Origin of the sequence: Streptomyces sp. NPDC057280 (assembly GCF_042668605.1) — a bacterium.
Lineage (GTDB): Bacteria > Actinomycetota > Actinomycetes > Streptomycetales > Streptomycetaceae > Streptomyces.
On sequence record NZ_JBHUYR010000003.1, the window covers coordinates 903,375 to 925,346 of the forward strand.

Consider the following 21,972-nt stretch of genomic DNA (forward strand, 5'->3'; position numbering starts at 1 on the left):
CATGCCACGCCGCACCGCGACGATGCTCGCCTCCACCCTGATGCTGATCGCGCTTCTCTGCGCGGGAGTCTTCATTCCGGTCCCGTACTCGGAGATGTCCCCGGGCCCGACGGTGAACACCCTGGGCGAGCACGACGGTGAGCCGGTGCTGCAGATCTCCGGACGCAAGACGTACGCCACGAGCGGGCACCTCAACATGACCACCGTCCGGGTCACCAGCGCCGACTACAAGATGAACCTCGTCGAGGCCGTCTACGGCTGGCTGGCGCACGACAACAAGGTCGTGCCGCACGACACCCTCTACCCGGACGGCAAGACCGAGGAGCAGTCCACCCAGGAGAACGCCGAGGAGTTCAGCCAGTCCCAGGAGAGCGCCAAGGTCGCCGCCCTGAAGGAGCTGGACATCCCGGTGAAGTCCTTCGTGATCGTCGCCACGGTCGCCAAGGACTCCCCGTCCGAGGGGGTCCTGCACGCCGGTGACGTCATCAAGGCCGTCGACGGAACCGCCGTCAAGCAGCCCACGGACGTCGCCGACCTGGTCACCAAGCACAAGCCCGGGGAGAAGGTCACCTTCACGATCGTGCCCGCCAAGGAGCAGGCCGCCGCGGAGAAGGAGAACAAGACGGCGACGGAGACCCAGGACGTGACCATCACGACCAAGGAGTCCCACGACGAGCTCCCGAAGCGCGCCATCGTCGGCATCACCGCCGGGACCGACCACACCTTCCCGTTCACCATCGACATCAAGCTCGCCGACGTCGGCGGCCCGAGCGCCGGTCTGATGTTCTCCCTCGGCATCTACGACAAGCTCACCCCGGGCAGCCTCACCGGCGGCAAGTTCGTGGCCGGCACCGGGACCATCGACGACGAGGGCAAGGTCGGCCCGATCGGCGGCATCGAGATGAAGACGGTCGGCGCCCGCGACAAGGGCGCGCAGTACTTCCTGACGCCCGCGGAGAACTGCGCCTCCGCCGCCAAGGACACCCCCAGCGGGCTCACCCTGGTGAAGGTGCACACCATCGAGGACGCCCTCGGCGCCCTGAAGGACATCCGCGCCGGAGACACCGCCGACCTCCCCAAGTGCACCACCAAGGGCTGACGGCACCGGCACGCGCGCGTACGTGAACGAGGGCGCCCCCGCGGCTGGGGGCGCCCTCGTCGTCGTACCGGAGGACCGGAGGACCGGACTACTGGAGTACCGGACTACTGGAGTACCGGAATACCGAGTACCGGAGGGCTTCAGTCCTCGAACGTCGCCGACAGGGCCTCCGCCAGGCCCGGTACCAGGGCGCCGCCGGTGAGGACCTCCGTCGGGGAGTCCTTCTCGCGCAGCCGCAGGGCCGAGTCGCGGGTGCCGTCGCGCAGGACCGCGACCGTCATCCGGACCTCCTGGCGGTCGGGGTGCTTCGCGACCCACTGGGTGAGCTTCTTGCCGCTGAGGTCCTCCGGGACCTGGGCCTCGGCGGACGGCGGCAGCATCAGGCGCTCCACCGTCAGGGCGCAGCCGGCCACCGCGTCGGGCCAGGCGATGGTGCCGAGGAACTCGTCGAGCGGCTTGCCCGCCGGGATCTCCTCCTGCTCGATCGGGGTGAGACCGGAGGACTCCTGCTCGTCCTCCAGGCCGAGCTGGGCCGCGAGGGCGGGTTCCTGGGCTCGCAGTCGCGCGGTGTCTACGAGGGCGAAGAGGCGAGCGGGCTGGTCCCAGCCGAGGCCGGAGACGTACTCGTCGATCTCGAGCACGGCCCGGGTCAGGGGGCTCGCTGCCATGGGGGTGTTGGACATGGTCACAATCCTGCCTCGTTCATGGCCGGAATCGGGAACCGAGTAAAGCGTGAGTAAGTTGCATAGGTGAGGGCCTACGATCACGTGGCCCATGGACGGCCCGTGAACTCGCGGGCCTGACGGACCAACAGCGAACTTCGAGGTGCGCACCTTGGCTTTCCAGATGCCGGACCGCGGCGGAGGCCCCACGGGGCCGCGGATGAGAGTGGGCCGCCCGTCCCGGCGTGTCCGGACCCTGCTCATGACGCTGGGCGTCCTTGCCGTCCTCGGCATGGCGTTCACCATGTTCGCGGGGTTCTGGACCGACTGGCTCTGGTATCGGTCGGTGAACTACTCGTCCGTGTTCACGACCACCCTGTGGACCAAGATCGGGCTGTTCTTCGTCTTCGGTCTGCTCATGGCCCTGGCGGTCGGGTTCAACATCTGGCTGGCGCACCGGCTGCGGCCGCCGCTGAGCGCCATGTCGATGGAGCAGCAGAACCTCGACCGCTACCGCATGGGCATCGCGCCGTACAAGAGGTGGCTGCTGCTGGGGATCACGGCCCTGGTCGGCCTCATCGCCGGCGCCTCGGCGTCCAGCCAGTGGCGGACCTGGCTGATGTGGGTCAACGGCGTGTCCTTCCACGAGAAGGACCCGCAGTTCAAGCTCGACATCTCCTTCTACACCTTCGACCTGCCCTGGTACCGGTTCCTGCTGGGCTTCGGCTTCGCCGCCGCGATCCTGTCCGTGATCGCCGCCGCCCTGACCCACTACCTGTACGGCGGGCTGCGGATCACCTCCCCGGGCGCGCGCGCCACGGCCGCCGCCACCGGGCACCTGTCGGTGCTGCTCGGCATCTTCGTCGCCCTGAAGGCGGTGGCCTACTGGCTGGACCGGTACGGCCTCGCGGTGAAGTCCAGCGACTTCAAGGCGACCGACAACTGGACCGGCCTGCGGTACGTCGACGCCAACGCCTATCTGCCGGCGAAGACGATCCTGTTCTGCATCGCCGTCATCTGCGCCCTGCTGTTCTTCGCCACCCTGTGGCGGCGCACCTGGCAGCTGCCGGTCATCGGCTTCGGCCTGATGGTGCTCTCCGCGATCCTCATCGGCGGCCTGTACCCGGCCATCGTCCAGAAGTTCCAGGTCCAGCCGAACGAGCAGGCCAAGGAAGCGCCGTACGTCACGAAGAACCTCAAGGCGACCCGTGAGGCCTACGGCATCGACGACGCCCAGGTCAACGAGTACGAGGGCACGTCGAAGACGCAGGACAAGACCAAGCTGCGCGACGACGTCGCCGACGCGGCCAGCATCCGTGTCATCGACCCGAACGTCGTCTCCCCGACGTTCCAGCAGCTCCAGCAGATCCGGAACTACTACGCGTTCCCGACCAATCTGGACGTCGACCGTTACAGCAAGGACGGCAAGGACCAGGACACGGTCATCGGTCTGCGTGAGCTGAACCTCAACGGCATTCCGAAGAACAACTGGATCAACGACCACTTCCGCTACACCCACGGCTACGGCGTGGTCGCCGCCAAGGGCACCGACGCCGACTCCGAGGGCCGCCCGGTCTTCACCGAGTCGAACCTGCCCTCTCAGGGCGACCTCGGCACGTACGAGCAGCGCGTGTACTACGGCGAGAAGACCACGGAGTACTCGATCGTCGGCGGTCCCCAGAAGGAGATCGACTACTCCGACGACAACGGCGAGAAGACCTTCAGCTACACCGGCAAGAGCGGGGTCAACCTCTCCAACCCGATCAACCGGGCCGCGTACGCGGTGGCGTTCAGCGAGCCGCAGATCCTCTACTCCGGCGCGATCGGCGAGGGCTCGCGGATCCTGTACAACCGCACGCCGAAGGAGCGCGTCGAGGCGGTCGCCCCCTGGCTGACCATCGACGGCGACGCCTACCCGGCGGTCGTCGACGGCAGGATCCAGTGGATCGTCGACGCGTACACGACGACGAACGGCTACCCGTACTCCTCGCGTACGACCCTCGGTGACACCACGGCCGACTCGCTGACCGCGACGAACAACTCGCGCGCGGTGGTGGCCCAGCAGAACCAGGTCAACTACATCCGCAACTCGGTGAAGGCGACCGTCGACGCGTACACCGGCCAGGTCAAGCTCTACCAGTGGGACACCGAGGACCCGGTCCTGAAGACCTGGATGAAGGCGTTCCCGGGCACGGTGAAGGACAAGAGCGAGATCTCGCAGTCGCTCATGGCCCATCTGCGCTACCCGCAGGACCTGTTCAAGGTCCAGCGCGAGCTGCTCAGCCGGTACCACGTGAAGGACGCGACGACGTTCCTGTCCGGCTCCGAGGTCTGGCAGGTGCCGGACGACCCGACCAACACCTCGGGCGACGCGGTGCCGCCGTACTACCTGAGCATGAAGATGCCCGACCAGAAGGCGCAGGCGTTCTCGCTCACGACGACGTTCACACCCAACGGCCGGGACAACCTCAGCGCGTTCATGGCGGTCGACGCGGAGGCGGGCACCAGCGACTACGGCAAGATCAGAATCCTGAAACTGCCGACGAACACCACCGTCCAGGGACCCAAACAGGTCCAGAGCCAGTTCAACTCCGAGCAGAACATCGCCGAGACCATCAGCCTCCTCAACAGAGGCGATTCCAAGGTGGAGTACGGAAACCTGCTGACGGTGCCGCTCGACGGAGGACTGCTCTACGTGGAGCCGGTCTACGTACGCGGTGGTGGACTGAAGTACCCGCTGCTGCGCAAGGTGTTGGTGACCTACGGAGGCAACACCGCCTTCGAGGACACCCTCGACCAGGCGCTCAACAAGGTCTTCGGAGCGGAGGGCAACACCACCCCACCGCCCGAGGACGACGGCGGGGGCACCACGAAGCCGCCCACCTCCGACAACCCGACGGTCCAACAGGCCCTGGACGACGCCCAGAAGGCCTTCGAGGACGGCCAGGAAGCCCTCAAGAAGGGCGACTGGGAGGCGTACGGCGTCGCGCAGAAGGACCTGGAGGACGCACTCCAGCGGGCCGAGGACGCGCAGTCCAAGGCGGACAAGACCACGCCGAAGCCCAGCGCGAGTCCGAGTTCCGGCCCGAGTTCCAAGCCGAGCTCCAGTCCGAGTCCGAGCAGCAGTCCCAGCGGCTGATCAGCAGCTGATCGAATGACCGTCCCCGCGCCGTGATACGGTTGCAAACAACGGCGCGGGGTGGAGCAGCTCGGTAGCTCGCTGGGCTCATAACCCAGAGGTCGCAGGTTCAAATCCTGTCCCCGCTACTGCAACGAAGGCCCGGATCCTGATCAAGGATCCGGGCCTTCGTGATGTGCGAACGGTCTACGAACGCGTGTGCCGGAGGAAGTGATGGACGTGCCGCCGTGGGGAGTTGGGGGAACTGTGTTTGACTTGTCTCTCTGTGGGCATGTCGACAAAACGCTGAAGTGACCTCACTGGCTGCGGTATACCAGGTGTACCCAGGTTGCAGGTGGTGCGACGATGGATGTTATGGGGGACAAGGCAACTCTGTACGAGACAGGGCGATTTGTGCAGCCCTCCGACCGTGACGAGGCGGTGGAGGGCGCCGAAGAGGCTGCTGAGGAAGTACGTCAGCGACTCGCCGCCGAAGCCGGCGACGTCGAGGCGATGAGCGTCCTCGGGGCCATGCTGCTGCGCCGCGGTGATCTCGACGGAGCCGAACCCCAACTGCGTGCCGCCACCGCCGCCGGTGACCGCGCCGCCGCCAACAACCTGGGTGTCCTTCTCCACCAGCGCGGTTACGCCGACGAAGCAGCCGGCTGGTGGCGGATCGCCGCCGTCGCCGGCTCCGCCGCGGCCGCGCACGCGCTCGGCCGCCACCACCGCGAGCGGGGCGACGAACCCGCCGCCGAGTACTGGCTCAGGCAGTCCGCCGAACAGGGCCACGCGCTGGGCGCGTACGCGCTCGCCGACCTGCTGGAGCACCGCGGGGACGCCGCGGCCGGCCAGTGGATGCGGGCCGCGGCCGAGCGGGGGCACCGCGAGGCGGCGTACCGGCTCGCGCGCGCGCTCGATCGACAGGCCGCCGACGAGGGGGACGACGGGGCCGACAACGGTGTCGCGCAGGCCGCGGAGGCCGAGCAGTGGTACCGGCAGGCCGCCGCGCGCGGACATCAGCGGGCCGCGCTCTACCTCGGCGCGATCCTGGAGAAGCGCGGCGAGCTCAAGGAGGCCGGGCGCTGGTACCTGACCTCCGCCAAGGACGGCGAGGCCCGGGCCGCCTGCGCGCTCGGGTTCCTGCTGCGCGACGCCGGGGACACCGAGAGCGCCGCCGTGTGGTGGCTGCGGGCCGCCCAGGACGGCGACGGCAACGCCGCCAACGCGCTGGGCGCGCTGCACGCCGAGCGGGGCGAGACCCAGACCGCCGAGCGCTGGTACCGGGCCGCGATGGACGCCGGGGACGTGAACGGCGCCTACAACCTCGGGCTGCTCTGCGCCGAGCAGGGGCGGACCGCGCAGGCCGAGCAGTGGTACCGGCGGGCCGCGTACGCCGGGCACCGCGAGGCGGCGAACGCGCTGGCGATCCTGCTGCTCCAGGTCGGGGACGCGACCGGCGCCGAGCCGTGGTTCTCCAAGGCGGCCGAGGCCGGGAGCGTGGACGCCGCGTTCAACCTCGGCATCCTCTTCGCCGGGCGGGGCGAGGAGGCGGTGGCGCTGCGGTGGTACGAGCGGGCCGCCGCCGCCGGGCACACCGAGGCCGCGCTCCAGGTCGGGATCGCGCGGCTGCGGGACGGGGACGAGCCGGAGGCCGAGCGGCATCTGCGCTGCGCCGCGGGCGGGGGCAGCGCGGAGGCGGCGTACCGGCTGGCGACCGTGCTGGACGCGCGGCGGCCCCCCGCGCCGGCGCACGAGCTGGGCGAGTCCGTGCATCTGACCAAGAGCGAGTGCGAGGAGTGGTACGAGCGGGCGGCCTCTCAGGGGCATCGGCGGGCTCAGGTGCGGGTGGGGATGCTCGCGGCGGCCCGGGGCGATGTCGTGGAGGCGGCTCGGTGGTACCGGGAGGCGGCGGAGGCCGGGTCTCGGAACGGCGCGTTCAATCTCGGGCTGCTGCTGGCTCGGGAGGGGAGCGAGCCCGAGGCCGCCGTGTGGTGGACGCGGGCCGCTGACGCGGGGCACGGGCGGGCGGCGTTGCGGTTGGCCCTGGTCTACGCGCGTCGGGGCGAGCTGGCGGAGGGGCAGCGGTGGGCTGATCGGGCCGTGTCGCTGGGGCCGGGGGAGGTTGCGGAGCGGGCGGCCAGATTGCGGGACGCCTTGCGGGAGGAACTGTCGGCTTGAGGGTGCGGCTGGGTGGGGGTTGCTGCAGGGGCCGTTTCGCTCGCCCGCGCGAGCGGGTGCCGCTGCGCCCACCCGTGCCGCCCCAGCGGCACGACGGCCCGCAGCTACGGCGGAGGGCGGGCGCCGCAGCTGGGGCCGCATGAGTATCGATTTGCCTCTGCTCTCATCCTTGACGTAATGTTCAGTTCACCGACGCGGGGTGGAGCAGCTCGGTAGCTCGCTGGGCTCATAACCCAGAGGTCGCAGGTTCAAATCCTGTCCCCGCTACTGAAGGCCGAGGGCCGGAATCCGAAAGGGTTCCGGCCCTCGGTGTGTTCATGGGGTGTGACCCACGGCTTCTTCGTACAGGGAGCGGTCCACCGCCCTCGACTCGGGCAGTGCTTCGCCCTCCGTCACCCCCTGGGCCCGGTACGCCGCCTGGAGACGGTCCGTCGTGCCCTTGCGGATCTCCCAGTCCATGCGCAGCGGCGGAGTGGACCGGAGGATCTTCCGGTCCGCCTTCAGGAGCTTCGCCAGGTACGTGACGAACGCCTCGTCGTGCTTGTAGTCCGTGGCGAAGTACGAGTTCACCGTGCGGATGTACGCCCGCAGCACCGCCACCCCGGCGTCCACGTCGTCCTGGAGCAGACTGCGGCCGTACAGCAGGCCGCCCAGCGGCTCACCGGCCGGCTGGCCGCCCAGGAAGGCGTAGCCCGGCTTGTCGTCGACCTCGCGCCACACCGGGTCGAGGAGCCAGGCGGAGTCCACGCCGCCGTTCTGGAGGGCGGTGAGGACGTCGGCGGAGCCGAGCTGCTGGTAGGTGATCTCGTCGAGGGCGCCGCCGTGCCGCTCCAGGGCCTTCTCCATGGGGTACGCGATGACGGAACCCTTGCCGATCATCGTGCCGAGCCTGCGGTCGGCCATCGACACGCTGTCCGCGGTCTCGCCGTCCTTCAGCCGCACCCACAGGCCGCTCTTGGACTCCGGGTCGGGTGAGAAGTTCCCCGCGACCCACTTGATGTCGAAGCCGCCCCGGATGCCGTTCATGACGGCCGCCTCCGGCGCCGCCCAGACCGCGTCGATGTCGCCCTTGGCGAGGAGGGGCAGCGCGTCCGGCGTGGGCAGGACCTTGAGGGTGACGTCCAGGCCCTCCTTCGTGAACTCGCCCTTGTCGAGGGCCACTTGCAGCGGCGCCACGTACTCAGCGCTCAGCGTCCCCGTCGCGATGGTCACCTTGCGGGGCTCGGCGAGAGGCCGCGCGGGCGGCGCGCCCTGCTGGCAGCGGGCGGGTTCCCGGGTCGGGGAGAGGTCGGCGGGGTCCGTCCACGCCGTGTCCCCGCAGCCCTCCACCGGGCGGATCGTGCGGTGGCCCGCGTTGGTCTTCGGCCGCGTGTCCGAGTCGTACGGCGACCCGCCGCAGGCGGATGCGGTCAGGAGTACGGCCGTCGCGGCGGCCAGCGCGCAGGTGTGCTTCCCCGTGGCTCTCACGACTGCCCCCGCCCTCGGTCACGTGGCGCCCAGGGGGTGAGCAACCGGCCCACCACCCGCACCAGTTCGGAGAAGACGACACCGAGCACGGCGACGCACACGATGCCCACGAACATCACGTCGTTCTGGAAGAGGGCCCGCGAATCGAAGATCAGATGGCCCAGGCCGTCCGTCGCCGCGATCTGCTCCGAGGCGACGATCACCAGGACCGCCACGCCCGCCGCGATCCGCGCGCCCACCAGGACAGCCGGGAGCGAGGCCGGGAGCAGGACATGGCGGAACATCTGCCAGGGCGAGGCGCCGAAGACCTGGCCGGCGTCGAGGTGGCCGGAGGGGATCGCCATGACCGCGGACATCGTCGAGATCCACACGAAGAAGAAGACGGTCGTCGCCACCAGGGCGACCTGCGGACCCTCACCGAGGCCGAACATGTTCAGGAAGACCGGGAGAAGGGCGAGTTTCGGGACCACGTACAGGGCGTCCAGGAGAGGTTCGAGGGCCGCCCGGACCAGGGAGAGGGAGCCCATCAGGAGGCCCAGCAGATAGCCCGCCGCCGTGCCCAGCGCGTAGCCGGCGAGGACGCGTCTCAGCGTGGCCCACACGTCCGGCCACAGAGCACCCGCCGCCGCCCGGTCCCAGCCGTCCGCGAAGATCGTGGACGGAGCCGGGTAGACGCGGGCGTCGATCCAGGCCCGGTCCGCGGCCAGTTGCCACAGCAGGACCAGGGCGAGGGGGACGGCCGCGGCGAGGGACAGCTCCACGGCCCTGCGGCGGCGGTGGGTTCGTACGGGATGGAGTTCCCGCGGGCCCGGGGCGCGGACGAGTACCGACTCCCGGTCGGGGGCGAGTGTCGTCATGCCGGTACCGCCTCCTTGCGCAGCAGGTCCCACAACTCGCTCTTCAGGGACGTGAATGCGGGGGTGTCGCGGATGTCGCCGGTGCGCGGGCGGGGGAACGGCGGGCGGTGCTCGGCGATGACGCGGCCCGGGCGGGCGGACATGACCAGGACCCGGTCGCCGAGGATGATCGCCTCCTCCAGGCTGTGCGTGATGAACAGGGTGGTCGTGCGCAGGGCTTGGGTGAGCTCCAGCAGCTCGTCCTGGAGGATCACCCGGAGTTGGGCGTCCAGCGCCGCGAACGGCTCGTCCATCAGCAGCAGTTCGGGTTCCACGGCCAGCGCCCTGGCGATCGCCACGCGTTGCCGCATGCCGCCCGACAGGGCGGCCGGGTAGGCGTCGGCGAAGTCGGCCAGGCCGAGGCGGGCCAGCCAGGAGTCGGCGCGGACGTTCGCCTCCCGGCGGGGGACCCGTTGGACGTCGAGGCCGAAGCGGACGTTGGCGCGGACCGTCTTCCAGTCGTAGATGCCGTAGTCCTGGAAGATCATGGCGGCCGGGCGGGGTGTGGCGGCGCGGATCTCCAGGGTGCCCGTGCTGGGGCGCAGCAGGCCGGCGGCGATCCGCAGCAGGGTCGACTTGCCGCAGCCCGAGGGGCCGACCAGGCAGACGAACTCGCCGGGGGCGACGGTGAGGTCCAGGGGACCGAGGGCGTCGACCGTGCGCGGCGGGCGGCCGAAGGTTCGGGTGAGGTCGGTGGCGTGGAGTTTCGGATGCGGATCGGCGACGGTGGGGTCTGGGTGCGGTTCTCCCACGGTTGCTCCTTGCGGAGTGTCCGGTACGAAGTGGGGGGGCGTCGCACGACGATATGACGGACCGTCAGATTCGGGAAGCCTGTAGGCAGCACAAAGCCCCGGTGCCACAGGGGCGCCGGGGCTTCGGACGGGCTTGCTTACGCCGCCGCGCAGTTGGGGCAGATGCCGCGGTACGTCACCTCGACGTCCGAGACCTGGAAGCCGAAGCGCTCGGAGTCGGGCAGGTCGGCCAGCGGGTTGCCGCTGGGGTGGACGTCCTTGATCGCGCCGCACCGGGCGCAGACCAGGTGGTGGTGCGGACGGTGCGCGTTGGGGTCATAGCGCTTGGCGCGCTTGTCGGTGGCGACCTCGAGGACCTCGCCGAGCGAGACCAGCTCGCCCAGCGTGTTGTAGACGGTGGCCCGGGAGATCTCGGGCAGCTTGGCGACGGCCCGGGAGTGGACCTCGTCGGCCGTCAGGTGGACGTGTTCGCCGTCGAGGACCTCGGCCACGACGCGCCGCTGCGCGGTCATCCGCCATCCACGTCCGCGCAGCCGTTCCAGTAGGTCACTCATACGCGAAAGCCTAACAGAAGGGGACCAGGTCGCGAATGGGTGTGATTTTAGACTTCGTCTAATCTGACTCAGCGGGACAGGGTCATCTGCTCTCGCGCAGGTGCCCAGCAGCGGATGATGTCGCGCACCGAGACGATGCCGGCGGGCTCGCCCCGGTCCAGGACGATGAGGTGGCGGAAGCCGCCGTGGGCCATCGCCCGCGCCGCCTCCTCCAGGGTCCAGGACGGCGCCGCGAAGACGACGTCGGTGGTGGTGTGCGCGTGGGTGGGCTCGGTGTCCGGGTTCTGGCCCAGGCCCACGGAGTTGAGGACGTCGCGTTCGGTGAGGATGCCGATGCCGGTGCCGTCGGGGTCGAGGACCACGGCCGCGCCGACGCGGCGGGCGGACATCAGGGCGGCTGCCTGGCGGAGGGTGTGGGTGGGGCCGATGGTGAGGACGACTGTGCTCATGGCGTCGCGGACGAGCATGGGTGCGGAGTCACCTCCTGAGGAACCATCGGATTTGTTCGATGGTTCACAAGTTCACAAATGAGGGTCCCCTCAGAGTCGCAGGTAAAGCGCGGGTCAACAAGGGGGCGCGTGCGGCCAATTGAGGGCGCACGCGCTCATCTGCGCTTTTCGGTGCGGCGGCGAGGAACGATCAGTACCGCTCGTTCAGATAACCCAGCAGCTCGTCGTGGAGCAGCCCGTTCGACGCGGCCGCGTTGCCGCTGTGCGGGCCAGGGCGGCCGTCCAGGCCGGTGAAGCTCCCGCCGGCCTCGGTGACGATGATCGCGTTGGCGGCCATGTCCCACAGGGAGAGCTCGGGCTCGGCGCAGATGTCGACGGCGCCCTCGGCGACCAGCATGTAGGGCCAGAAGTCGCCGTACGCGCGCGTGCGCCACACCTCGCGGGTCAGGTCCAGGAAGCCGTCCAGCCGGCCCTGCTCCTCCCAGCCGGTCAGCGAGGAGTACGCGAAGGAGGCGTCGGAGAGCTTGCCGACCTGGGAGACACGCAGCCGGGAGGCGGAGGAGAGGCTGCGGCCGGTGAAGGCGCCGTGGCCCTTCGCGGCCCACCAGCGGCGGCCCAGCGCGGGGGCGGAGACCACGCCGACCACCGGCTGGAAGCCGCCTTCGCCCGCCTCCATCAGGGAGATCAGGGTGGCCCAGACGGGGACGCCGCGGACGTAGTTCTTGGTGCCGTCGATCGGGTCGACGACCCAGCGGCGGGGGCCGGTGCCCTGGACCCCGTACTCCTCGCCCAGGATCGCGTCGCGCGGACGCGCGCGCTGCAACTGGGTGCGGATCAGGTCCTCCGCCGCCTTGTCCGCCTCGCTCACCGGGGTCATGTCCGGCTTCGTCTCGACCTTGAGGTCGAGGGCCTTGAAGCGGGCCATGGTGGCGGCGTCGGCCGCGTCCGCGAGGACGTGGGCGAAGCGGAGGTCGTCGAGGTAGTCCGGCATGTGACGAACGGTATCTGCCGGGGGTGGTACGGGGCTACAGGGGCCGGAGTGTGGACAGCCGGGTGGGCAGGTGACGGTGTGCGCGCCCCCCGGCGCGTCCGCGAACCCTTGACAGTGCCCCCACGCGCGTCAAATCTGGGCGCAGAGCCGCTCGCCCCTAGGAGGCGATGATGCCTGCAGCGAGGGAATCCCTTCTGGACGCCGCTTACACGGCGCTGGCGCGCCGGCCGTGGTCCGCCGTGCGGATGGTGGACGTCGCCGCGGCGGCCGGAGTGTCCCGGCAGACGCTGTACAACGAGTTCGGCAGCAAGGAAGGCCTGGCCCGCGCGCTCGTCAGAAGGGAGGCCGACGGCTACCTCGCCGGCGTCGAACGCGCCCTCGCCGCCCACACCGACCCCCGCGAGCGGCTGACCGCCACCGCCGAGTGGACGGCCGCCACAGCCCGTGAGAACGCGCTCGTACGGGCCATGCTCACCGGCTGCTGGAGCGAGCGGCTGCCCGCGCCGACGCTCACCGCGGTCCCGTCCTCCTCCGCGGTACCGGCACAGCGCCGCGCCGACGGCCCGCTGCCCTCACCCGGCGACTTCGTGGCGCTCGTGCGCGACCGTGCCGTCGCGGTGCTGGGCGGACCCGGAAAGGCCAAGCCGGACACCGCCGAGCTGGCCCGCTCCTGCGAACTCGCCGTACGGCTCGCCATCTCCTGCGTGTCTGCGCCACCGGGGGAGGGAGGCGTCACCGACCTGGTGCGCGCCGCGCTGTACCGGCAGCCGGTCTGAGAAGCCGTGATCAGTGCGCCGAGCCCGACAGCTGCAGGCCGATCACGCCGACGATGACGAAGCTGATCGAGACGAGCTTCAGCGTCGAGACCAGGTCGCCGAGGAAGATCATGCCGTAGATGGCGGTGCCCGCCGCGCCGATGCCCGTCCACACCGCGTACGCCGGGCCCACGTCGAGCTTCTTCAGGGACAGCGTCAGCAGACCGAAGCTGCCGAGGGCGAAGATGCAGAACGCGATCGTGGGCCAGAGCCGGGTGAAACCGTGGGAGAGCTTCAGACACACGGCGAATCCGGTCTCGAGCAACCCGGCCACCACCACCAGCAGCCACGCCATGTGCTGTCCTCCCGTAGGTCCGGCCGGTCCGGCTCGGTGCGATTATGCACTTACCGGACTCGTGGACTCACAAACAACGCGGAGGTCAGTCGCCTTCCTTCCGCTCACGCGTGGCCAGCAGCCGGCGCAGTGAGTAGAGGCGGGCGGGGTCCGCGTGGCCGTCCGCCACCCACTGGTCGAGCGCGCAGTCCGGCTCGTCATGACTGCACGCGCGCGGGCAGCCCTCGGTTCCCGGTTCCAGGTCGGGGAACGCGTGGATCACCCGGGACGGGTCCACATGGTGCAGGCCGAACGACCGGACGCCCGGGGTGTCGATGACCCAGCCGTCGTCGCCGTCCAGGGGCAGCGCCAGCGCCGAGGTCGTGGTGTGCCGGCCGCGGCCGGTCACCGCGTTGACGTGGCCCGTCAGACGGCGACGGTCCGCCGGCACCAGCGCGTTCACCAGGGTCGTCTTGCCGACGCCGGAGTGCCCGACGAACGCCGTGATCTTGCCGTCGAGCTGCTCGCGCACCCGGGCCGCCGCGTCGCCGTTCTCCAGCTCCTCGCGGCTGGTGACGACGTAGGGGATGTCGAGGTCGCCGTACAGCTCCAGCAGCTTGTCGGGCGGGGCGAGATCCGACTTCGTCAGGACCAGGAGCGGTTCCAGACCGCCGTCGTACGCCGCGACCAGGCAGCGGTCGATGAGCCGCGGGCGCGGCTCGGGGTCGGCGAGGGCGGTGACGATGGCCAGCTGGTCGGCGTTGGCGACGACCACCCGCTCGTACGGGTCGTCGTCGTCCGCCGTGCGGCGCAGCACCGAGCTGCGCGGCTCGATGCGCACGATCCGGGCCAGGGTGTCCTTCTGACCGGAGAGATCACCGACGATGGCGACCCGGTCACCTACGATCGCGGCCTTGCGGCCCAGTTCGCGGGCCTTCATCGCCATCACGATCCGGTCCTCGACCAGACAGGTCAGCCGGCCCCGGTCGACGGTGAGGACCATGCCCTCGACCGCTTCCTCGTGCTTGGGGCGGATGTTCGTACGCGGCCGGTTGCCCTTGCGGTTGGGGCGGGAGCGGATGTCGTCCTCGTCGGTGTGCTTGCCGTAGCGGCGCATGGCGGTGGTCCCTATGCCCCGAGCATCCCGGTCCACAACTCCGGGAAGTCCGGCAGCGTCTTGGCCGTCGTCGCCACGTTCTCGATCTGGACGCCCTCGACCGCGAGGCCGATGATCGCGCCGGCCGTCGCCATGCGGTGGTCCTCGTAGGTGTGGAAGGTGCCGCCGTGCAGGGTGCGCGGGCGGATGTGGAGGCCGTCGGCGGTCTCGGTGACGTCACCGCCGAGTTCGTTGATCTCCTTGGTGAGCGCGGCCAGCCGGTCCGTCTCGTGCAGGCGCAGATGCGCGACGCCGCGCAGGGTCGAGGGGGAGTCGGCCAGGGCGGCGACCGCCGCGATGCCCGGGGTCAGCTCGCCGACCTCGCTGAGGTCGACGTCGATGCCGTGAATCCCACCCGAACCGGTGAACACCAGCCCGTACTCGGTGAGTTCGCAGGAACCGCCCATCTCGGTGAAGATCTCCCGCAGCTTGTCACCGGGCTGCGTGGTGCGGGCCGGCCAGTCCGGGATCACCACCTTGCCACCGGTCACCAGGGCCGCCGCCAGGAACGGCTGGGCGTTGGAGAGGTCCGGCTCAATGGTCAGATCGCGGCCGAGCAGCGCGCCCGGCGTCACCCGCCAGACGTTCGGCTCCCCGCCCGACTCCGGGGTGTCCACCTGGGCACCGACCGCGCGCAGCATGTCGACGGTCATGCGGATGTGGGGGAGGGAGGGGAGGCTGGCGCCGATGTGGCGGACCTCGACGCCCTGGTTGAAGCGCGGGCCGGACAGCAGCAGCGCGCTCACGAACTGGGACGAGCTCGACGCGTCGATCTCCACCGGGCCGCCGTCCAGCGCGCCTGAGCCGTGGACCGTCAGCGGCAGCGCGCCACGGCCGTCGTCGTCGATCCGGGCGCCGAGGACACGGAGGGCGTCGATGACGCCGTTCAGGGGGCGCTCGTACGACCGGGGGTCGCCGTCGAAGCGGACGGGGCCGTCGGCGAGGGCGGCGACGGGGGGCAGGAAGCGCATGACGGTACCGGCGTTGCCGACGTTCACGGTGGCGGGGCCTCGGAGGCCGGCGGGGAGTACGCGCCAGGTCTCACCGGTACCGTCGGGGCCCACGCCCTCCTCGATGCCCACGCCCATTTCTCGGAGGGCGGCTGCCATGAGGAGGGTGTCGCGGGAGCGGAGGGGGCGGCGCAGCCAGCCGGGTTCTGAGGCGAGGGCCGCGAGGACCAGGGCGCGGTTGGTGACGGACTTCGACCCCGGGACATGGACTGTCGCGTCGACGGCTCCGCTCGCATAGGGGGCGGGCCAGAGGGCGGTTTCTGAGGGGTTCAAAGCCATGAGGTCCACTTTAGTGGGGGGCTGTGGTTCGGGTGCTGCGCCGTGGGGGCTGGTCGCGCAGTTCCCCGCGCCCCTGTGATGCGCCCCTTCGGGGCTGCATCACACCTCCAGTAGCCACCTGCCGCCGCCTATCAACGAACACAGACTCACCGCGTGGAACAGGAACAACCACAACCCCCCGGGTACATGCGTCAGCCGCGACAGCTGGTCCGCGTCCGAGTCGCCCGCGCCGCCCCTCGCTCGCTTCGCCTGCAACTCGAAAGCGGGACGGACCCCGCCCAGCAGCAGGAACCACACCACCGCGTACGCGAACGCCGCCTGCACCTGAGGGCCCGCCAGCCACGACACCACCACGAACGTGCCGCCCGTGAGGATCACCGTCAGGGCGCCGTACGCGTTGCGGATCATCACCAGCATCGCCACCAGGAGGGCGGTCGCCACCCACAGGAGGAGGGTGATGCGGCCCGCCGCGAGAAGGGCGGCGCCGCCGAGGCCCAGCAGCGGGGGAGCGGTGTAGCCGGCGGAGGCGGTGAGGATCATGCCGATGCCGTACGGCTTGCCCTTGCTGACGGTCAGGCCGCTGGTGTCGGAGTGCAGCCGTATGCCGGTCAGCGTGCGGCCCGTGAGCAGGGCTACCAGGCCGTGGCCGCCCTCGTGGGCGATGGTGATGGCGTTGCGGGAGATACGCCACAGGGCGTGCGGGACGACTATGGCGAGCGCCGCGACCAGGGTGGCCAGAACCACCCACAGATCGGGATCGGGCTGGGTGCCGACGAGCTCGTCCCAGAGAGAGGACGCGGTACTGGTGTCCATGTTCGGCGGTGGCTCCCTCTCCTCGTACGGAGTCTGGCAGTGTGGCACGTATGTGCGGACGGTATGCAGCAAGTCGTAGGCCCGAGGATCTCGCAGGAATCTTTGAGATCGAGCAGTGGGAACCCGAGGAGACTCTCGCCCCCGACTACAACGTGGCCCCGACCAAGGAGGTCTACGCCGTCCTCGACCGTCCTCTTAAGGACGCCGACGATCCGAAGCCGGTTCGGCAGTTGCGGAAGCTGAAGTGGGGACTGGTGCCGAGCTGGTCCAAGACCCCCGAGGGCGCCGCCCGGATGATCAACGCCCGGGCGGAGACCGTGCATGAGAAGCCGTCCTACAAGCGGGCCTTCTCCTCGCGCCGCTGCATCATCCCCGCCGACGGCTACTACGAGTGGGTCACCGCCGCCGCCGAGCGGGAGTTGGAGGTCGAGGGGAAGAAGAAGCGGCCGCGCAAGCAGCCGTACTTCGTGCTGCCGGCCGACGGGTCGGTGTTCGCGATGGCCGGGCTGTACGAGTTCTGGCGGGACAAGACCCTGCCCGACGACCATCCGCAGGCCTGGTGGGTGACCTGCTCGGTGATCACGACCGAGGCCGAGACGAGCCCGCTCGCGGTGGCGCCCGCCGAGGGGCCGCGCGCCCTCGCCGACATCCACCCGCGGATGCCGCTGATGCTGACGCCGGACCGCTGGGACTCCTGGCTGGACCCGTCCCGTACCGATGTCGAGGACCTGCGCTCCCTGCTCGCGCCGCCCCCGCCCGGCCTGATGCGCGCCTACCCCGTCTCCACCGCCGTCAGCAACGTCCGCAACAACGGGCCGGAGCTGCTGAAGGAGCTGGAGGGGCCCGAGGAGGGCACACTCTTCTGACGTGACCACCACTGAGATCGTCAGCACCGACGCCGGGGACGCCCGGATCACCTGGCACAGGGCCACGAAGAAGGCGCGGCTCGTGCTCGCCGTCAGCCACGGGGCGGGCGGTGGCATCGAGGCGCGGGACCTCCAGGCCCTCGCGCACACCCTTCCCGGCCACGGCGTGACCGTCGCTCTCGTCGAGCAGCCCTGGCGGGTGGCGGGCAAGAAGCTCGCCCCCGCGCCCAGGACCCTCGACATGGGCTGGCGCGGGATCTGGCCCGCGGTCGCGAAGCCGGGGCTCCCGGTCGTCTCCGGCGGACGCAGCGCCGGGGCCCGGGTCGCCTGTCGTACGGCCGTGGAGCTGGGCGCAGCCGCGGTGCTCGCCCTCAGCTTCCCGCTGCATCCGCCGGGCAAGCCGGAGAAGTCGCGTGCCGGGGAGCTGCTCGGGGCCGGGGTGCCCACACTCGTCGTACAAGGAGGGAACGACCCCTTCGGGAAGCCGGACGAGTTCCCGGCCGGTGGCAGTTACGAGCTGGTCGAGGTGCCGTACGGCGATCACGGGTTCGCCGTGCCGAAGCGGGCGGAGATCGGTCAGGACGAGGCCGTGACGGTCATCACGGACGCGGTCTTGAAGTGGGCCCAGTCACTCGGGTAAAGAGCCGGGAATGTTGGGCGGCGGACCTCTGTTGAGCCGGACAGAAGTGCTCACACGTCTGAGGAGAGGAAGTCCGCCGCATGGGTTCGACCTTCTGCCCGACCCGCAGCAGCCGCGCTGACCTGGACTGGACGGTGCTGCACGCGGGCAAGACCACGCCTATTCGAGGCGCGGCGGGCACGGGTAGTCGTCTATCCTCCGATTCTGGTGGCATCGGCTTCGGTGCTGCCCAGAAACTTGAGGAGGTGGGTCCGGTTCCCGGTACCGACGCAGGGACCGAACACGGCCAGGCGGAGCAGCCCGAGGGCCAGGGCACGAGCGTGGAGACCGGCAAGGAATCCACCGCCGAGCGCAGCGCGCGCTTCGAGCGGGACGCGCTCGAATTCCTCGACCAGATGTACTCGGCCGCCCTGCGTATGACGCGCAACCCGGCCGACGCCGAGGACCTGGTGCAGGAGACCTACGCCAAGGCGTACGCGTCCTTCCACCAGTTCCGCGAGGGCACCAACCTGAAGGCCTGGCTGTACCGGATCCTGACCAACACGTTCATCAACTCGTACCGCAAGAAGCAGCGTGAACCCCAGCGCTCCGCGGCCGAGGAGATCGAGGACTGGCAGCTGGCGCGTGCCGAGTCGCACATGTCGACGGGTCTGCGCTCCGCCGAGTCGCAGGCGCTGGACCACCTGCCCGACTCGGACGTGAAGGAAGCACTCCAGGCGATCCCCGAGGAATTCCGCATCGCCGTCTATCTGGCGGACGTTGAGGGCTTTGCCTACAAGGAGATCGCGGACATCATGGGGACACCCATCGGTACGGTGATGTCCCGGCTGCACCGGGGCCGCCGGCAACTGCGCGGCATGCTCGAGGACTACGCGCGTGAGCGCGGACTGGTCCCGGCCGGCGCCGGAGAGTCGGACGAAGCGAAAGGTTCGGGCTCATGAGCTGCGGAGAGCCGCACGAGACGGACTGCAGTGAGGTACTCGACCATCTCTACGAGTTCCTCGACAGCGAGATGCCGGACGTCGACCGCGACAAGTTCAAGCAGCACTTCACGGAGTGCTCGCCGTGCCTGGAGAAGTACGGGCTCGAAGAGGCCGTGAAGAAGCTCGTCAAGCGCTGCTGCGGCCATGACGACGTGCCCACCGACCTGCGCGCCAAGGTGCTCGGGCGGCTCGACCTGATCCGTACCGGACAGGCCGTGCCGGACCACGACGTCGCCGCCGCACCGTCCGCGCCGCAGGAATCCTGAACGCACGGTCGTCACTCGAACGTGCTAATCCGCGGGTCATAAGCCCGCGGACCTCCCCCTCACCGCCCTAGGCTCGCCTGCTGGAAGCGCGTGCCCGGGGAGGGGTGTATGGAGGCGGTACCCACACGGGCACGTGTGTACGTCGGCGGCGTGGCCCTCGCGGCCCTGTACTGCCTGCATCTGCTGCCGTCGGTACGCGCCCCGTGGTGGGTCATAGCCCTGCTCGCCGTCCTCTACGCCGGCGGCGAGCGGCTCTCCGGCTCGTTCTATCCCGTGCTGCTCGCCGGGGCCTTCCTGCTGCCGCCGCCCGCCGCCGCGCTCGTCGCGGTGCCGGGGGCGCTGCTGGCCCCGGTCGCACGCCGGCCCCGCCTTGTGCGGCGGATCTGGCGGGCCTCCCAACTCGCCGTCGCCGCCTGGGCCGCGTCCCGCGTGCACTGGGCGCTGGGCGGCCGTGACGCCGTCGTCGACTCCGACTTTCCCTACGCGCTCCTCCCGGCGGGGGCGGCGGTCGTCGTCTTCTGCCTGCTGCTGACCGTCCTGGACGGCGGCATCCTGGCGCTCGCAGAAGGCGTCCCGGCCCGTCTCGCCTGGCGGGGCCTGTTCGTACGATCCCTCGCGCCGATCGCCGTGCACGGGCTCGCCGGGCTCATGATGGCCGTCCTGTGGCGCAGCCCGTACGGGCCCGTCGCCGCGCTGCTCGTGCTGCTGCCGATGTGCGTGTCCTGGTGGGCGTTCGCGCAGTACCACCGGGAGCAGGCCGCCCACCAGGCCACCATCCGGGCGCTGGTCCAGGCCGTCGACATCAAGGACGAGTACACGCGCGGGCACAGCGAACGCGTCGGCCAGGCCTCGATGATGATCGCCCGCGAGCTCGGCATGGACGAGGGCCGCATCGAGGTCCTCCGCTTCGCCGGCATCCTGCACGACGTGGGCAAGCTGGGCGTCCCGACCCGGCTGCTGCGCAAGGACGGGCCGCTGACGCCCGAGGAACGCCGGGTCATCGAGCTCCACCCCGAGTACGGGCACGAGATGGTGCGGGGCATCTCCTTCCTGGGGGAGGCGCGGGCCGCCGTACTGCACCATCACGAACGGCTCGACGGCAGCGGGTACCCGTACGGGCTGGTCGGGGCGCAGATCCCCGAGTCGGCGCGGGTGGTGGCGGTCGCCGACGCCTTCGACGCGATGACGTCCACCCGGTCCTACAGCAGGGCCCGGCCCGTGGGCACCGCGCTGGAGGAGCTGGAGCGGTGTGCGGGGACGCAGTTCGACCCGCGGATGGTGACCGCCCTCGTCCGGGCGCTGGGGCGGCACGGCTGGCATCCCGCGGTGACCGCGGACGAGGCCACGCGGGTGCCGGGGCCGCGGCGTCCGGTGGGGAACCGGCCCGGGGTACGGCCATGACGCCGGGGCGCTCACCGGTTGTGCCGACCACGGTCCGGGGTACGGCCATGACCGCGCGGCGCCCACCCGTCCTGCTGACCCTCGTCCACGGCTGCGCCGCCCTCGTCGCCGCCGCCTCCCTCGCCGCCACCTTCTGGACCGGCCTGACGGATCGGGGCGTCGCGGTCGCCTTCGGAGTGCTCATCGCCGTCGGTGAGCTGACCCGGTGGACCGGCGCCCAGGTCAGGGAGGCGGCGCCGCTCGGGGCCGCGGGGGCGCTGTCGTACGCGCTGCTCGGAGCGGACGCCGGGCGGGCCACACAGCACGGGGTCGCCCAGGTCGTCGCCGTCGTCGTCGCGGCCGGGCTGCTGGGCAGCGTGCCGCACATCTGGCGGGGCGACGGACGGACACCGGACCATCTCGCGCGGCGCGTGCTCAGCACCGGCTTCGCCGCCGTCTGCTTCCAACCCCTCTACAACCAGGGCGTGTTCACCGCCTGGGGCGGACCGGCGTACGCGCTGCTGCTGCTCGCGCTGCTCGCCCTCACCGCGCTGTGCGACGCCGTGCTCGCCGCGGCCCTGCGGCACTCCCGCACCCGCTGGCCCTTCGGCCCGCTGCTCCGCGACGAGCTGCGGGCGCTGCTCGGCATCGGCTCCGCCGTCTGCGCGACCGGCGCCGTCATGGCCCTCGCGGTCGCCGTCGTCGGCCTCTGGGCGCTGCCGGTGTTCTGCGTGCCGCTGCTGCTCACCCAGCTGTCCTTCCGCCGCTACGCCGCCGTCCGGGCCACCTACCGGCAGACCATCGCCTCCCTCGCCCGCGCCACCGAGATCGCCGGATACACCCCCGCCGGGCACGCCCGCCGCGTCGCCGCCCTCAGCCGGGCCGTCGGCCGGGACCTGGGGCTGTCCGGGCGCGATCTCACCGTCCTGGAGTACGCCGCCCTGATGCACGACATCGGACAGCTCAGCCTCGTCGATCCGGTACCGGCCGGGGCCACCGCCCCGCTGCCCGCCGAGGAGCAGCGGCGCATCGCGCTGCTGGGCGGCGCCGTCGTACGCCAGACCGGGGTGGACGGGGCGGTCGCCGTGGTCGTGGAGCGGCAGGCCGACCCGTACCGGCAGCAGCCGGTCGCCGCCCGGATCGTACGGACGGTGAACGCGTACGAGGAGAAGGCGCGGGACGCCGGGCCCGGCGGGCCTCTCACCGCACTGGAGGAACTTCGCCTCGCGACCGCGGGGGAGCATGCGCCGGAGGTGGTGGAGGCGCTGGCCAGGGTACTGGCGCGAGACTGTCTGACCCTGCCCCGGGCTGGGTAACCCAT

The 21,972-nt window shown here is 70.8% G+C and carries 21 protein-coding genes and 2 tRNA genes; 12 read left to right on the forward strand and 11 right to left on the reverse strand.

The window, feature by feature from the left end:
• The first annotated feature begins 1 nt into the window (after position 1).
• Positions 2-1,099, forward strand: coding sequence for a PDZ domain-containing protein (locus ACFUO4_RS22720; protein ID WP_383487472.1), 1,098 nt, complete (start codon positions 2-4; stop codon positions 1,097-1,099).
• A gap of 140 nt (positions 1,100-1,239) precedes the next feature.
• Here ACFUO4_RS22720 and ACFUO4_RS22725 read toward each other — a convergent pair whose 3' ends face one another.
• Positions 1,240-1,782 (reverse strand): PPA1309 family protein, encoded by a 543-nt coding sequence (locus tag ACFUO4_RS22725; protein ID WP_059192446.1) that lies wholly within the window; start codon positions 1,780-1,782, stop codon positions 1,240-1,242.
• A gap of 163 nt (positions 1,783-1,945) precedes the next feature.
• Here ACFUO4_RS22725 and ACFUO4_RS22730 point away from each other — a divergent pair, with 163 nt between their 5' ends.
• From ACFUO4_RS22730 to ACFUO4_RS22745, 4 genes are all read left to right on the forward strand, one after another.
• A complete protein-coding gene (locus tag ACFUO4_RS22730; protein ID WP_383487921.1) occupies positions 1,946-4,900 on the forward strand; it encodes a UPF0182 family protein in 2,955 nt (984 codons plus the stop codon).
• Between the two features lie 54 nt (positions 4,901-4,954).
• Positions 4,955-5,028 (forward strand) — tRNA-Met (locus tag ACFUO4_RS22735).
• Between the two features lie 217 nt (positions 5,029-5,245).
• A complete protein-coding gene (locus tag ACFUO4_RS22740) occupies positions 5,246-7,060 on the forward strand; it encodes a sel1 repeat family protein (RefSeq protein ID WP_383487475.1) in 1,815 nt (604 codons plus the stop codon).
• Positions 7,061-7,253: 193 nt separating this feature from the next.
• Positions 7,254-7,327 (forward strand) — tRNA-Met (locus ACFUO4_RS22745).
• 48 nt (positions 7,328-7,375) lie between these two features.
• Here the strand turns inward: ACFUO4_RS22745 and ACFUO4_RS22750 are convergent.
• From ACFUO4_RS22750 to hisN, 6 genes are all read right to left on the reverse strand, one after another.
• Entirely contained in the window at positions 7,376-8,527 is a 1,152-nt protein-coding gene (locus ACFUO4_RS22750) for an ABC transporter substrate-binding protein (RefSeq protein WP_383487478.1), read from the reverse strand.
• Positions 8,524-9,384, reverse strand: a complete 861-nt coding sequence (locus tag ACFUO4_RS22755; RefSeq protein WP_383487481.1) for an ABC transporter permease — start codon at positions 9,382-9,384, stop codon at positions 8,524-8,526. Before ACFUO4_RS22755 ends, ACFUO4_RS22750 begins: the two co-directional genes overlap by 4 nt.
• Positions 9,381-10,175 carry an ABC transporter ATP-binding protein gene (locus ACFUO4_RS22760; protein ID WP_383487484.1) on the reverse strand — a complete coding sequence of 265 codons (795 nt, stop codon included), beginning with the start codon at positions 10,173-10,175 and terminating at the stop codon, positions 9,381-9,383. Before ACFUO4_RS22760 ends, ACFUO4_RS22755 begins: the two co-directional genes overlap by 4 nt.
• A 137-nt stretch (positions 10,176-10,312) precedes the next feature.
• A complete protein-coding gene (locus ACFUO4_RS22765; protein WP_079309579.1) occupies positions 10,313-10,729 on the reverse strand; it encodes a Fur family transcriptional regulator in 417 nt (138 codons plus the stop codon).
• A 68-nt stretch (positions 10,730-10,797) separates the two neighbouring features.
• Positions 10,798-11,196, reverse strand: coding sequence for a cyclic nucleotide-binding/CBS domain-containing protein (locus ACFUO4_RS22770; RefSeq protein WP_079309580.1), 399 nt, complete (start codon positions 11,194-11,196; stop codon positions 10,798-10,800).
• Between the two features lie 172 nt (positions 11,197-11,368).
• Positions 11,369-12,169, reverse strand: a complete 801-nt coding sequence (gene hisN / locus ACFUO4_RS22775; RefSeq protein WP_079309581.1) for a histidinol-phosphatase — start codon at positions 12,167-12,169, stop codon at positions 11,369-11,371.
• A 167-nt stretch (positions 12,170-12,336) separates the two neighbouring features.
• On the opposite strand from hisN, the gene ACFUO4_RS22780 reads away from it, so the two are divergent.
• On the forward strand, positions 12,337-12,945 hold the full coding sequence (locus ACFUO4_RS22780) for a TetR family transcriptional regulator (RefSeq protein WP_179143401.1): 609 nt from the start codon (positions 12,337-12,339) through the stop codon (positions 12,943-12,945).
• Positions 12,946-12,955: 10 nt separating this feature from the next.
• Here the strand turns inward: ACFUO4_RS22780 and ACFUO4_RS22785 are convergent, their stop codons facing one another.
• The 4 genes from ACFUO4_RS22785 to ACFUO4_RS22800 all read right to left on the reverse strand — a co-directional run bounded on the left by ACFUO4_RS22785 (position 12,956) and on the right by ACFUO4_RS22800 (position 16,516).
• Positions 12,956-13,279: a multidrug efflux SMR transporter gene (locus tag ACFUO4_RS22785; RefSeq protein WP_079309582.1), complete on the reverse strand. Its 324-nt coding sequence runs from the start codon at positions 13,277-13,279 to the stop codon at positions 12,956-12,958.
• A gap of 85 nt (positions 13,280-13,364) precedes the next feature.
• Complete coding sequence (gene rsgA / locus ACFUO4_RS22790) at positions 13,365-14,375, reverse strand: ribosome small subunit-dependent GTPase A (protein WP_079309583.1); 1,011 nt, start codon at positions 14,373-14,375, stop codon at positions 13,365-13,367.
• An 11-nt stretch (positions 14,376-14,386) separates the two neighbouring features.
• Positions 14,387-15,703, reverse strand: a complete 1,317-nt coding sequence (aroA, locus tag ACFUO4_RS22795; protein ID WP_383487491.1) for a 3-phosphoshikimate 1-carboxyvinyltransferase — start codon at positions 15,701-15,703, stop codon at positions 14,387-14,389.
• 99 nt (positions 15,704-15,802) lie between these two features.
• On the reverse strand, positions 15,803-16,516 hold the full coding sequence (locus tag ACFUO4_RS22800; RefSeq protein WP_079309584.1) for a M50 family metallopeptidase: 714 nt from the start codon (positions 16,514-16,516) through the stop codon (positions 15,803-15,805).
• A gap of 50 nt (positions 16,517-16,566) precedes the next feature.
• Here ACFUO4_RS22800 and ACFUO4_RS22805 point away from each other — a divergent pair, with 50 nt between their 5' ends.
• From ACFUO4_RS22805 to ACFUO4_RS22830, 6 genes are all read left to right on the forward strand, one after another.
• The gene (locus tag ACFUO4_RS22805) at positions 16,567-17,382 is read left to right on the forward strand and encodes an SOS response-associated peptidase (protein WP_383487495.1); all 816 of its coding nucleotides are present in this window, start codon (positions 16,567-16,569) and stop codon (positions 17,380-17,382) included.
• A 1-nt stretch (position 17,383) separates the two neighbouring features.
• On the forward strand, positions 17,384-18,022 hold the full coding sequence (locus ACFUO4_RS22810; RefSeq protein ID WP_383487498.1) for an alpha/beta family hydrolase: 639 nt from the start codon (positions 17,384-17,386) through the stop codon (positions 18,020-18,022).
• Between the two features lie 245 nt (positions 18,023-18,267).
• Entirely contained in the window at positions 18,268-18,963 is a 696-nt protein-coding gene (gene sigR, locus ACFUO4_RS22815) for an RNA polymerase sigma factor SigR (protein WP_383487924.1), read from the forward strand.
• The gene (rsrA, locus tag ACFUO4_RS22820; protein WP_383487501.1) at positions 18,960-19,271 is read left to right on the forward strand and encodes a mycothiol system anti-sigma-R factor; all 312 of its coding nucleotides are present in this window, start codon (positions 18,960-18,962) and stop codon (positions 19,269-19,271) included. The genes sigR and rsrA overlap by 4 nt, the downstream gene beginning before the upstream one ends.
• A 108-nt stretch (positions 19,272-19,379) precedes the next feature.
• On the forward strand, positions 19,380-20,672 hold the full coding sequence (locus ACFUO4_RS22825; RefSeq protein WP_383487504.1) for an HD-GYP domain-containing protein: 1,293 nt from the start codon (positions 19,380-19,382) through the stop codon (positions 20,670-20,672).
• Positions 20,673-20,719: 47 nt separating this feature from the next.
• Complete coding sequence (locus tag ACFUO4_RS22830) at positions 20,720-21,967, forward strand: HD-GYP domain-containing protein (RefSeq protein ID WP_383487507.1); 1,248 nt, start codon at positions 20,720-20,722, stop codon at positions 21,965-21,967.
• Positions 21,968-21,972: the final 5 nt, after the last annotated feature.

Excerpts from the sequence above, each read along its gene's own strand:
- ACFUO4_RS22720 (WP_383487472.1), top strand. The coding sequence starts at position 2 with ATGCCACGCCGCACCGCGACGATGCTCGCCTCCACCCTGATGCTGATC.
- ACFUO4_RS22725 (WP_059192446.1), bottom strand. The coding sequence starts at position 1,782 with ATGTCCAACACCCCCATGGCAGCGAGCCCCCTGACCCGGGCCGTGCTC.
- ACFUO4_RS22730 (WP_383487921.1), top strand. The coding sequence starts at position 1,946 with ATGCCGGACCGCGGCGGAGGCCCCACGGGGCCGCGGATGAGAGTGGGC.
- ACFUO4_RS22740 (WP_383487475.1), top strand. The coding sequence starts at position 5,246 with ATGGATGTTATGGGGGACAAGGCAACTCTGTACGAGACAGGGCGATTT.
- ACFUO4_RS22755 (WP_383487481.1), bottom strand. The coding sequence starts at position 9,384 with ATGACGACACTCGCCCCCGACCGGGAGTCGGTACTCGTCCGCGCCCCG.
- ACFUO4_RS22765 (WP_079309579.1), bottom strand. The coding sequence starts at position 10,729 with ATGAGTGACCTACTGGAACGGCTGCGCGGACGTGGATGGCGGATGACC.
- ACFUO4_RS22770 (WP_079309580.1), bottom strand. The coding sequence starts at position 11,196 with ATGCTCGTCCGCGACGCCATGAGCACAGTCGTCCTCACCATCGGCCCC.
- hisN (WP_079309581.1), bottom strand. The coding sequence starts at position 12,169 with ATGCCGGACTACCTCGACGACCTCCGCTTCGCCCACGTCCTCGCGGAC.
- ACFUO4_RS22780 (WP_179143401.1), top strand. The coding sequence starts at position 12,337 with ATGATGCCTGCAGCGAGGGAATCCCTTCTGGACGCCGCTTACACGGCG.
- ACFUO4_RS22785 (WP_079309582.1), bottom strand. The coding sequence starts at position 13,279 with ATGGCGTGGCTGCTGGTGGTGGTGGCCGGGTTGCTCGAGACCGGATTC.
- rsgA (WP_079309583.1), bottom strand. The coding sequence starts at position 14,375 with ATGCGCCGCTACGGCAAGCACACCGACGAGGACGACATCCGCTCCCGC.
- aroA (WP_383487491.1), bottom strand. The coding sequence starts at position 15,703 with ATGGCTTTGAACCCCTCAGAAACCGCCCTCTGGCCCGCCCCCTATGCG.
- ACFUO4_RS22800 (WP_079309584.1), bottom strand. The coding sequence starts at position 16,516 with ATGGACACCAGTACCGCGTCCTCTCTCTGGGACGAGCTCGTCGGCACC.
- ACFUO4_RS22805 (WP_383487495.1), top strand. The coding sequence starts at position 16,567 with ATGTGCGGACGGTATGCAGCAAGTCGTAGGCCCGAGGATCTCGCAGGA.
- rsrA (WP_383487501.1), top strand. The coding sequence starts at position 18,960 with ATGAGCTGCGGAGAGCCGCACGAGACGGACTGCAGTGAGGTACTCGAC.
- ACFUO4_RS22825 (WP_383487504.1), top strand. The coding sequence starts at position 19,380 with ATGGAGGCGGTACCCACACGGGCACGTGTGTACGTCGGCGGCGTGGCC.
- ACFUO4_RS22830 (WP_383487507.1), top strand. The coding sequence starts at position 20,720 with ATGACCGCGCGGCGCCCACCCGTCCTGCTGACCCTCGTCCACGGCTGC.